The 3045-nt window shown below is 39.5% G+C and carries 4 protein-coding genes; all 4 read left to right on the top strand.

Annotated elements, in window-relative coordinates; all coding sequences use genetic code 11:
* A partial coding sequence (locus tag IJE10_04650; GenBank protein MBQ2967398.1) for a hypothetical protein occupies positions 1-442 on the top strand: 442 nt, incomplete at its 5' end.
* A 182-nt stretch (positions 443-624) separates the two neighbouring features.
* Positions 625-1299 (top strand): response regulator transcription factor, encoded by a 675-nt coding sequence (locus tag IJE10_04645; protein MBQ2967397.1) that lies wholly within the window; start codon positions 625-627, stop codon positions 1297-1299.
* Entirely contained in the window at positions 1296-2534 is a 1239-nt protein-coding gene (locus tag IJE10_04640; GenBank protein MBQ2967396.1) for a HAMP domain-containing histidine kinase, read from the top strand. The genes IJE10_04645 and IJE10_04640 overlap by 4 nt, the downstream gene beginning before the upstream one ends.
* Positions 2535-2695: 161 nt before the next feature.
* A partial coding sequence (locus tag IJE10_04635) for a hypothetical protein (protein MBQ2967395.1) occupies positions 2696-3045 on the top strand: 350 nt, incomplete at its 3' end.

Raw genomic sequence — 3045 nt, 5'->3', positions numbered from 1 at the left:
CTGTGGACGGGTGATGCCGTGGGACGAGCGTTATTCATTTGAACAGCTTGCCACCGCTTACGAGTACAGCACCACCAGCGGTGCAGAGCGAGCCTACAAGAAGATCGTGGACAAACTGACCGGACTATTGGTGGATGCCGGTGTTCTCGGTGTGGTGGAATTGAAGCTGACCGATAAAAACAAAAAAATCGCCGCCGCTACATACGAGTACAAAGCTGTACATCGGTATGCAAACGACGACGATGAATGGGGAGAAATCTGTTTTAACTTTTCTGCAGGAACAGCGCAGATCGTAAAACTGGCAGACGGCGATATGAGCAAAACAAACATGTTTGCGAAAATTACAATCCGCAAAATTCTGGAACTCTCCATGAGCGAGCTTCCGAAGAAATTGACGATTCCATTTGATTTGGAAATGGAGAGAATACGATACGGGAGCTGATCGCTGCGGCGGGGTTTTATATACCTCTTGCGCCCCCGTTGGCACTGCCACCATACACACGAACAGTCGGATTTTGCTCAAGGCAAATTCCTTATAAATATAATTCAAATAAGCAAGTTTTGCTGTAGTGCTAAGCATTTACTAAGGTTACTTTGATACAATAAAGAAAAGGAGGTGTATGTATGAGGATTTTGTATGCAGAGGATGAACGAGGTTTATCTGAGGCAGTTGTAGATATTTTAACATATCATCATTACACAGTAGATGCGGTATATGACGGAGAAACCGCTTTGGCATATGCGCAGTTAGAGGAATACGACGGTATTATACTTGATATTATGATGCCGGACAAAAGCGGCTTGGAAGTTCTGAAAGAACTTAGAAAGCTTGGATATAAAACACCTATTATGCTTCTCACGGCGAAAGCAGAAATAAAAGATCAAATTCTTGGTCTGGATACCGGTGCCGACGATTATTTACCTAAGCCGTTTTCCATGGAACTTTTATTGGCACATGTGAGGGCGTTGTTGCGCCGCAGACCGGATTACATAGCAAAGGTATTGATGTTCGGTAATGTCGAACTGGATCAGGAAAGTCATGAGATGTATGTTGGAAATCAAAGTACAAGCCTTGGTAAGTTGGAGTACCAGCTTATGGAACTCATGATGCTCAATCACGGACGCTATTTTTCAACGGAAGAACTTCTGTGTAAAGTATGGGGTTACGATACGGAAGCACAGCCAGGTGTTGTGTGGGTATATATTTCCTATCTGCGGAAAAAGCTTGCCGATTTAAATGCTGACATCAAAATCGTTCTAAAGCGTGATGTTGGATACACATTGGAGGCACACAAATGATTCGTAAACTGAAAAAAGAATTCATTTTTACAGCTATGATTGGCGTTTCCATTGTGCTGATAGCCTTGCTTGGAACACTAAATGCCATTAATATTCATACGATATATGGAGAAATTAAAGAAACACTACTCTTGTTGTCCGAAAGTGTGGATAAAAAGTTTTCGGATTTTGAGGATATTGAAGAAGATTTTTCTTTTACAGACTTCTTAGAAGATCCGAAAAACAGGCAGGATATGATCCTGTCATCCAATTTTTTCGTTGTCCGAATGGATGCGGATGGCAAGCCAATCTATGTAAATACCAAACAGATTACTTCTTTAACAGAAAATGAAGCAACCCATTTAGCTGTTAAAGTACAAGCACACAAAACTCCCTTGGGAACGTACGGAAGATACCGCTTTCATATTACCAATATTGGAGGGATAAAAACCATTGTGTTTTTAGATATCTCCGAGGAAATCGTATCATTTTTGAGGATTTTGCTTCTGTCGTTGGGGCTTGGCATTGTTTGCTGGGGACTCATGCTGATTTTGGCAATCAAGTTATCAAACAAAGCTATTTCTCCGGTTGCAGCAAGCATTGAAACACAAAAACAATTTATTACAAATGCCAGTCACGAACTGAAAACTCCCGTGTCTGTCATTTTATCGAATGTAGAAGCATTGGAGTTATATACAAGCCAAACGAAGTGGAGTAACAACATAAAAAACCAATCATTGCATTTGACAAAAATGGTTCAGGATTTGTTGACGCTGTCCAAAATGGACGAAAAAGCACTGACAGTCAATACTGAAGATATTCCTGTCAGCGATCTGCTGCAAACAGAATTGAATGCATATCAAACAAGAATTAACAGCAAAAACATTACTCTGTATTGTGATTTGGATGACAACATATGGGGAGTGGCGGACAGAGACCAACTGGAAAAGCTTTTCGCAATTTTGATCGACAATGCGATAACATATGCAAATAAAAACGGAACCATATGGGTCCGTTTGAACGAAAGAAAACAGCACTTTGTATTTGAAATTGAAAACACATGTGATGTTCTTCCGGATGTTCCACCCGAAAAGCTGTTTGAACGCTTTTATCGAGCAGACAAAACACGGCATTATGGCGAAGGAAAGTGTGGAATCGGATTGTCAATCGCTAAAGCTATTGTTGACTCACACAATGGTAAGATTGATTCCAATTATCTTCCGGAAAATAGAATCTGCTTTACGGTATATCTGTAAAATAAATGCTGTAAATCCCACAATCGTATAGATAAACTGCGCATAAAAGGATGATCGTACTTTTATGCGCAGTTTTTTTATATATAGCTGTATCTTCTAAGCTTCCACTAAGGCTGCGATTATATAATAAAATAAAATAAGTCATTATGCGAGGTTTTTGTATGAAAGAATTATTTCATATTTTCAAATGGAACTATAAACGGTTCTTCTCTAACCGGAAAGAGACCGAGTGGCTGGAAGAACATTATTCTGAAAACCATTCTTATTGCACAAATGCTATTTCATCTATCTTGAAAAAGCATGGGAAACGATGGTTGTTGCCGGTAAATATCACTTTGTTTTTGCTGGGCTTGCTCTTCTTGATTGCAGGTGATTTTTTGCAAGCATGTACACAATCTTTTTGGCTATCTTTTTCAAGTATTGTAGTAGCTTGCATTTTTATGATTCTGAAGTTCGATGCATGGAAAGTACAAGACGACAAAAACATTTTGAAACTGATGTATATTGGAGG

This window comes from Clostridia bacterium (genome assembly GCA_017410375.1).
GTDB lineage: Bacteria > Bacillota > Clostridia > RGIG6154 > RGIG6154 > RGIG6154.
This window is presented reverse-complemented; position numbering and strand designations above follow the sequence as displayed.

What these genes read in the sequence shown, in the direction of transcription:
- IJE10_04645 (MBQ2967397.1), top strand. Translation starts at nt 625, where the DNA reads ATGAGGATTTTGTATGCAGAGGATGAACGAGGTTTATCTGAGGCAGTT.
- IJE10_04640 (MBQ2967396.1), top strand. Translation starts at nt 1,296, where the DNA reads ATGATTCGTAAACTGAAAAAAGAATTCATTTTTACAGCTATGATTGGC.